The sequence below is a fragment of the Streptomyces mexicanus genome, assembly GCF_902506575.1.
Lineage (GTDB): Bacteria > Actinomycetota > Actinomycetes > Streptomycetales > Streptomycetaceae > Streptomyces > Streptomyces mexicanus.
Map to the genome: position 1 here is coordinate 1 of NZ_LR732653.1, position 8,056 is coordinate 8,056.

Genomic DNA, 8,056 nt, shown 5'->3' on the forward strand with positions numbered 1-8,056 from the left:
GCGGCGTGCGGGCGGGCGGTCGGGGCGGAATGCGGGGAACGGGTCGGGGGGGGGGGGGGCTTTCACTGGGCGGGAGACGGACGGTCGGCAGCGGTGTCGCCCGCCGCTCACGCGGACGAGAACGCCACCTCGGCCACGGCCACGGGCATGACAAAACGGTGCACTTGGACTCCGGTCGCAACTGCGAGGTGCACAGGGAGGCGGACTCGCCGTGGGGGTGAGCGAAGCCGCTCCTGTCGTGGGTGCCGCCCGTGTCCCCCTGCGCCGGGCATGCGACATGGCTCGCCTGGGGCACTGTGTTCAGCGCGTTCCGTACCCGGCGTCTCACAGGTGGCGGCTCATCCTACAAGATCATCAAGCAGCGGTGACACACCCTCAGGCAGCAGTGACACACCCGCAATTGCGCTCGGTCGCTTTTTGGGCGCGTCGTTCCGCGGCAGCCTGCCGTGCCCGGCCGCGACCGAGTCCGGACAGGCGGCCGGTCTGACGGCTCCTGCTCGCGGGCGGTGCGCTACGAAACGCTTCGGTCCCGCCGCCCTACGCACCTTGTCCCCGTGTGCGGCGGGCCGACCGGTGGCCCTGTCGGCCGGCAGGTGTTCCTCTTCGACACCGACAGTGATCACTTGCTGGGGCACCTTCCGTCTCACCGCGGTGCCCGCCGCCTCGGGCGGACGGAGCGTCGTGCCCGCTGTGCTGGACCCGCCGGAGCATCACCCCGCCGCCCGGAGGGCGCGCAGACCAAGTGGCCGAAACGTCGCGGCACGAATGTTGCCGGTTCCGGCCGGAGCCGCCGCGGTCCACGTGGTACCGCGGAAGACGACCCCGGCGGCGGGGCGCCGACCGATCCGCCTGTCCGGCGCCGGTGCCCCGACCGGGCTTAGCGTGGACACAGGGGGCGGACCCCGGTGGGAAGCTGGTGATGGTGATGCCGGAGCGGGCCCAGGCAGTGCTTCGCCTGTTGCGGGGGTACGCGACGATAGCGCCCACCGACCTGCCCGAGGTGCTGCGCCGCGAGTACGAGTCGCTGCAGATCAGCCACCTGACCATCTACCTCGCCGACCTCCAGCAGAAGCAGCTGGTCTCGGTGCCGGACTCCCGGGTCGAGGCGCCGCGCACCGTCCCCATCGACGGCACGCTCGCCGGCTGGGCGTACCGGACGGCCTCTCCCCGCATCACCGAGGACTCCATGGGGCGCGGGCTGGTCCTGTGGCTGCCCCTGCTCGACGGGGTGGAACGACTCGGCGTCGTCGGCATCCAGGCCCCGGTCCTGGATGCCACAACGGTGGAGACCTGCCGGGCGCTGGTGTCCTTGATCGCTCTGGTGGTGGTCGACAAGGCCGCCTACAGCGACGCGTACACCATGCGGCAACGCCTGGCGTCGATGCAGACGCCGTCCGAGTTGGTCTGGGCCTTTCTCGCCCCGCGGACCATCGGCACCGATCGGTTCACCTCCAGCGCCGTGCTGGAGCCTGCCTACAACCTCGGCGGCGACGCCTTCGACCACTCCACGGTCGATCACACGGTCCAACTCGGCATCTTCGACTCCATGGGACACGACCTGGCCGCCGGTCTGGTCACCTCCGTGGCCCTGGCGGCCTGCCGCGCGTCCCGCCGCGCGGGCGCGGGTCTGGAGCAGATGGCGATCACGATCGACGACGCGGTCAACGAGGTCTTTCCCGACCGGTACGTCACCGCCGTCCTGGCGAGCATGCAGACAGGCACGGGCAGCCTCGAGTGGGTCAACTGCGGCCACCCCACACCCCTGCTCATCCGTGACAAGGAGGTGCTGCGCGAAGCACTCGGGCAGGATCCGGAGCCGCCACTGGGGTTGCGCAGCATGAAACCCGGCAACGGTCGCCGGGTGAGCCGCTTCCAGATGGAGCCCGGTGACAGTGTCCTGCTCTACACCGACGGGGTCACCGAGGCCCGTTCCCCGAGCGGAACCCGGTTCGGTGAAGAACGTTTCACCGACTTCATCATCCGCGCCATCGCCGCCGGCGACCCCGCGCCCGAAGCCCTTCGCCGTCTGATCCACACGATCCTGGAACACCACGGCGGCGAACTCGACGACGACGCGACCATCGTGCTCTTGGAATGGCACCCCTTCCCTCAAGCCAGGAGCATCCCGGAGGCCTGAAAAGCCGGGCCGCCGACCACGCCCTCGGAGGGTTCACGGCCGTGCTGCCCGGCCCTGAAGTTCCGGTTCCGGTCGGCAGCGACGTGTTTCATCCGTTCACGCGGTGATACCCGCCTGACGTCAGGCTTCTTACGACAGGAGGACTCATGGCCACTGGTGAGACCGGGTTCAGCGACGTGGTGTACGACCTCATTTCGGTGCAGTACCACTCGTTGAAGGCCGGGCACGACTACGGTCAGTACGTGCGGGACGCGGAGAACGCGGGCAAGAAGGAGATCGCCGAGTTCTTCCGTACCGTCATGGAGCAGGACTCCGAACGCGCCGCTCGGTGCCATCAGTTCCTGACCGAGCTGTCCGGGACGAAGGAAGCCGGTCCGGCCGTCGGCTGAGACGGCCGACCCTCCCTCGCGGCCGGGCCCGGCGGAGATCAGAAGGCTCGGTGGCGGTGCCCGCTGATGGAGTCCATCGGCGGGCACCCTCGTCTCCGGGCGCGGTCGGTCGACCGAGGTCCATCGGCGGGCGCGGTCGGTCGACCGACGTGTGTCAGGGCGCTCCTTCGGGCGCGCCGCCCCCGCTTTCGTCCTGCCGGCTGCCGGCCTCCTCCTCGTCCGGGGAGTCGGCCGCCGCCTGCTTCTGGGCGTCCTCTTCGGGATGGACGTCCTTCTCGCCGGTGACCTGCTCCAGCGGATGGGACATGTTCTGCTCGTCCGGGCTGGTCATCCCGATCATCTCCCTCGACCCTTGCCGTACCTTGTGTCCGGAACTCGGCCGGAGCCCTGCCCGCGCACAGGCGCACGAGCACGCAAGGTGGTCCTGCCGAGTTCCCGGACAGCACACCCTGAACCGTGAATCCAGCCGCATCGGACGGCGGGGGTGGCTCGGGTGTCACGGGATGAGGACGGACCGGGTGTCACGGGGCGAGGACACGTATCGCCGCGCCGGGCACCCACACACCCGCCGGCGCGCGGCACACGCACCCGTGCGGCGGCCCTGATCCGACGGGCAGAGCGGCCTCCTCCCCCACCGGGCCCCGGCCGCGTACGGGCGCGCGTCGGAAACGGTGACACACCGTCGGCCCGGTCCGCTCGTGGGCGACGAAGCCGGTGTTCGTACCGGCCGGCGACGGCCCGATCTCCGTGGCACTGTCCGTGGCCGCCCACGCACGCAGCGGCGGCATGCTCGCGGTCGATCGACCGCACCGACGCCGGCGTCGGCCGTCGCCCCGCGCGCAAGGGCACCGCGGTGCGTGCCGTGGCCACCGGCGCCGCCCCCAGCCACGTCACGGTGGGCCACGGCACGGCCCACGTGCTCGACAAGCCGGGCGAGGGCCCGCACGGCGAGGGCCAGGTGCACCGCACCGCCCCGCGCCGGGAAGCGCCGGGCGGTGCGGTGAGGTGTGGCTACCGGGCGCGCAGGACCGTGAACGCCTGGCGGGCGGCGGTCGCGATGGCCCAGTCGATGTCCGGGGCCAGTGCGGCCCGGCGGTCGCCGCGGGTGAGCGCGGCCATCGCCACCCGGTGGCCGGAGGCCGCCTCGACGACGCCGATGTCGTGGCGCAGGTGCAGGAAGGTCCCCGTCTTCCCGCTCACCCGGACTGTGTCCGTGCGCAGGTCGCCGGCCAGGCGGTGCACGAAGACCTGGGAGCCCATCAGCCGGCGCAGCTCGGCGGTCGCGTCGGGCCGGGCGATGCGGTCCTGCCACACCCGCTCCAGCAGATCGACGAGCGCGGCGGCGGTGCCCAGGTTGGCGTGCGCGGGGTCCAGCGTCTGCAGGGTGTGCCGGCCCGACTCCTCGTCGCGGACGGCCAGTTCGAGGGCGAGGGTGAAGTCGTCACCGGCCACACCTGCGGCACACTCGTACATGCGCTGCATCCGGTGCCGTACCCGGATGTCCGCACACCCCCACTCCCGCAGGCGGGCGTCGACGTCCTCGGGCGGAACGAGGCCGAACAGCGCGTCCGCGCTCGCGTTGTCGCTCACCGAGAGCATCAGCCCGAGCAGGTCGCCGACTGCCACGGTGGCCGGGTGCCGGAACGCCGCCAGCCCGGTGGGTCCGACGCTGCTCGTCGCCGGGTCCACGGTCACGGGCCGCGCCGCGTCGAGCCGGCCGGCCGCGATCCGGTCCAGGACGACGAGGGCGAGCGGCACCTTGACCACCGAGGCCAGCGGCACCGGGGTCTCGACGTCGAAGCCGAGCTGGTCGCCGGTGTCGAGGCGGCGGGCGAGGAAGGACCCCCGCATGCCGAGCGCCGCCCAGTCCGCGGCGATCGTCTCGGCGACCTCCAGCAGGGCGCCGTCACCGGCGGCCCGTACCCGCGCGGCGAACGCGTTCTCCTGCTGCACGGGCACCAGTTGGTCGGAGGTGGTGTGGAGGTCCAGCAGCGGCACGGCCAGCCCCTGCCCGGCGGTGGAGGTGCGCTGCAGGCGGCGCACCGCCTGCGGGTCGGCGTGCACCCGGGCGCCGCGGGTCAGGGCGGTGAGGTCGGCGCGCAGGTCCGCTCCCGCCGCCCGGTACAGCGCCCGGACCTCGGCGGCGTGCTCGGAGGAGCGCAGCAGCTCGGCGTAGTCCACGCCCGCGTTCCACGAGGTGTTGCCGCCCGCCGACTGCTCGACGGAGTAGCGCGCGGGCCCGATGAACGACAGCACGCCCTGGGCGAACCAGGCGTACTGCTGGGCTTCTTGCGCTTCGGCGTCGCCGGGCGCGGGCGGGTTCTGCCCCGGGGCCCAGTCGGGCAGGTTGAGGTACGCGGCGGCGAGCGCGATCCGCGCCCGGCCCGCGGGCGTGGCCTGGGCGCGCTCCACGGCGGCGGTGAGCCGGGCCGCGGTCGCGGCGGCCGCGTCCTGGTCGGCGAAGTCCACCAGCCGCAGGTGCTCGTCGGGGGCGAGCAGGGAGGCGAGGGTGTACTCGGCGTCCAGCTGGTAGTTGTCCAGGTCGACGCCGCCGGCGACCAGGCCGCACAGGCCCAGGGCGCCGTCGATGTCGCCGTCCGCGTCCCGCGCGAGCTGGGCGTTGACCAGGCCGCCCATGGACTGCCCGACGGAGAGGGTGCGGGCCGGGCGGCCCGCGGCGGCGGCGAACGCCTCCCGGGTGGCGAGCTGGTCGCGTTCGGCACTCTCCAGCGCCCACCAGGGTCCGTTCGGGTCGTAGGAGGAGCCGGCCAGCGCGTAGCCCTCGGCCAGGAGGGCTTGCCCGGCCGCGGGGGAGGGCGCGTCCTGGGCGGTGGTGGGGCCGTAGCCGTGACTGAACAGCAGCAGGGTGCCGTTCCAGTGGGCGGGCAGGTCGGCGATCCAGGTCGCGCCGTCCGGAAGGCGCCCGCTGAGGTGGCGCGTGCTGGTGGCGGCGGGCGCGGTGGTCTGCGGGGTGGCGCTCCCCGCGGCGGCGGGGGTTGCTGCGGTGAGAGCGAGGGCGGCGGCCAGCGCGGCCGCGCCGAGCGCGAACTTCGGCATGTGCGGGCTCATCTCTGTACGGCGGAGGGGCTGTACGGCGGATGGGTGTCGGTGCGGAAGAAGCGTGTCGGTACCGATGAGGCGTGCGGGAGGAACGACCGCCGAAGGGTGTCTCGGAGTGCTGTCCGGCGGTCGGTGCCGGCCGTGCTGGGGTCCGTGGGCCGCCGATGGGCCGGCGGACGGGGTGGCGCAAGGGGTCCGCTGAGCCTTCGTGTCACCGGCGGGTGCGGCGAATATAGGGCTGATTGCGGACGGCGGTCAATGAAGTGACGAACGTTTGTCGGTCGTCGGTCGCCGGTCGCCGGTTGCCGGTCACCGGTCGTCGGCCATCGGTCCTCGGTTGCCGGTCATCGGTCGTCGGCCATCGGTCCTCGGTTGCCGGTCATCGGTCGTCGGCCATCGGTCCTCGGTTGCCGGCCGCACGGCTGCCCGTGGCCGCGTCGACGCAGCGGCACGGCGGGGCGCCGTGCCGTCCCCCGCCGTGCCGTGCTCCTCCGCGCTCAGTCCTGCTCGGTCGCCGGTTCCGCCGGGATGGTGTCCAGCACCGCGTCGGCCAGCTGCTTGGCCGGGGCGTCGTACTGCGCGGACAGGGTGCGGAAGACGTGCTCGGCGCGGATCGCGGGCCAGTCGGCGGGCAGGTGCTCGGCGGGCAGGCGCGGATCGGAGCGGACGACCTGCAGCCAGTCGGTGTGCAGCAGGAGCTGCCGGGCCAGGTCGTCCGGGGCGGACGGCAGGGGTTCCGGGCGGTCCCACTGGTCGAGGAAGGCGCGGTAGCGCTGGGCGATGGCGGCCGTGTCGAAGGCCCGGTGCAGCAGCTGCGCGGCCTCGGTCGGCTCGGCCGCGTGCCCGCGCAGCACGTTGAGGTGGTCCTCCAGGCCGAGTCCGGCGACGACGGCGGGGACGTCCAGGTGACCCGGCGCGATCCACAGGCCGTTCTGCAGCGGGCCGAAGCCCGCCCACACCAGGCGCGAGCGCAGGTCGTGGCGCTGGCTGCGCCAGGCCTCGGGCAGCGAGAAGCCGACCAGGGTCCAGGTGCCGTCCCAGTCGCGGTTGACGGCGCCCGCGCCCCAGATGCGGTCGTGGCCGTCGCGCAGCACCTCGGTGGAGCGCGCGGTGAGGCCGAAGTACATCTTGCGGCCGCGGCGGTGACGGGCCAGCAGGTCGCGTTTGACCATCCGGGTCAGAGTGGAGCGCACCGCGTCCTCGGAGACCCCCACGCGTGCGAACACGTCGATGACGCTGCCCGAGTAGACCGCGCTGCCGTGTTCGAGGACATACAGGCCCAGGAAGCGCAGCATCAGCGTCTGCGGCCGCGCGGACGCCGCGGTCCCTTCCTCCTGGCCCGTCGAGGGCTGGGTGTGTGTCCCGGTCACGCGGCTCAGTGTAGGGGCCGAGAGAAAGTCGGGCTGGTTCTTGACTGCGGTAACGGTAGTGCCTAATGTTTCCTTGTCGGCGCACCGCAAGGCGAGGATCGAGTGCGCCCGCGCCCGTACGTCAGTCGGGGCAGGGGCGGGCCTCCCACGGTGCCGGGCCCGTGCCCTCGGCCCACGCCCGCAGGGCCCGCCCGTCCACGCAGACGATCCCGCACTGCTCGGCGTACTCGACGGCGGGCGCCGTGAAGCCGCTGGCGGTGACGACCGCGGCGACGTCGGCCTCGTGGACGGTGAAGCAGGTGCCTCCGAAACGCTGCAGGTCCTGCGAGCCGACCCGGTGACGGACGTCGTAGCGCTTGCACTGCAGGACGACGCGCCTGCCCTGTGGACACGTGGCCACGACGTCGGCGCCCAGGTCCCCGGCTCCGCCGACGACTTCGACGTCCCGGCAGCCGTCGCGCTCGCACAGGGCGGCCACCGCCTCCTCGAACTGCCCCGCGTCCATGGACTCCAGGCTCGGCGCGGCCGGGTCGAGGCCGTCGGCAGGGGCGAGGCCGTCGCCAGGGGCGAGGGCGGCCGGGTCGGGTGCGACGGCAGGATCGGCGGCGTCGGCCGGATCGGGCTCCAGTTCCTCCAGCGCCGTTCTCGTGCCCGCATCCAGCGCTTCACCGGCCCGTGCCGCGGCCCGCGCGACGGCGCGGCGCCGCCCGCGGCGCCGTACGGCCAGAAAGCCGGCCGTGGCGCACAGGCCCAGCACGGCGGCCCAGCCGGGGCGCTGCTCCACGACCCCTGCGGCGGTGCGGACGACCAGGCCCGCGGCACACAGGAGCGCGGCGACGAGGGCGAAGGTCAGCGTGGTGGCACGGAGGTCGAAGCGGGGTCGGCGGGAGGCCCGCCGGGGTCTGCGCGCGGGTGTGGCCAAGGAGGAGTCCTTTCTCCGGGCCCGGATACCGGGCGCGTGTGAAGATCACTCCGGTCGTGTGCCCGGGAAGGACGAGTTCACGGCTGCGCGCGCGGTGCTGTGGCCCTCCCCACGAGGGCGTGAGGGTTTCTCGGGCGAGGGCGGCGGGTGCGGGGGACTCCGCGGGTGGGGCCAGAGG

6 protein-coding genes are annotated in these 8,056 nt (G+C 73.4%); 2 read left to right on the forward strand and 4 right to left on the reverse strand.

Going from position 1 to position 8,056, the window contains the following annotated elements:
* Positions 1 to 919: 919 nt before the first annotated feature.
* Positions 920 to 2,137: a PP2C family protein-serine/threonine phosphatase gene (locus tag GV126_RS34295; protein ID WP_159675166.1), complete on the forward strand. Its 1,218-nt coding sequence runs from the start codon at positions 920 to 922 to the stop codon at positions 2,135 to 2,137.
* Between the two features lie 146 nt (positions 2,138 to 2,283).
* Positions 2,284 to 2,526, forward strand: a complete 243-nt coding sequence (locus tag GV126_RS34300) for an acyl carrier protein (RefSeq protein ID WP_159675168.1) — start codon at positions 2,284 to 2,286, stop codon at positions 2,524 to 2,526.
* A gap of 154 nt (positions 2,527 to 2,680) precedes the next feature.
* On the opposite strand, the gene GV126_RS34305 is transcribed toward GV126_RS34300, so the two are convergent.
* The 4 genes from GV126_RS34305 to GV126_RS34325 all read right to left on the reverse strand — a co-directional run bounded on the left by GV126_RS34305 (position 2,681) and on the right by GV126_RS34325 (position 7,878).
* Positions 2,681 to 2,857, reverse strand: coding sequence for a hypothetical protein (locus tag GV126_RS34305; RefSeq protein WP_159675170.1), 177 nt, complete (start codon positions 2,855 to 2,857; stop codon positions 2,681 to 2,683).
* A 680-nt stretch (positions 2,858 to 3,537) separates the two neighbouring features.
* Positions 3,538 to 5,583: a serine hydrolase gene (locus GV126_RS37400; RefSeq protein ID WP_328707381.1), complete on the reverse strand. Its 2,046-nt coding sequence runs from the start codon at positions 5,581 to 5,583 to the stop codon at positions 3,538 to 3,540.
* A 500-nt stretch (positions 5,584 to 6,083) separates the two neighbouring features.
* Entirely contained in the window at positions 6,084 to 6,956 is an 873-nt protein-coding gene (locus GV126_RS34320) for a PaaX family transcriptional regulator (protein WP_328707382.1), read from the reverse strand.
* Between the two features lie 121 nt (positions 6,957 to 7,077).
* Complete coding sequence (locus tag GV126_RS34325; RefSeq protein ID WP_159675172.1) at positions 7,078 to 7,878, reverse strand: restriction endonuclease; 801 nt, start codon at positions 7,876 to 7,878, stop codon at positions 7,078 to 7,080.
* Positions 7,879 to 8,056 lie beyond the last annotated feature (178 nt).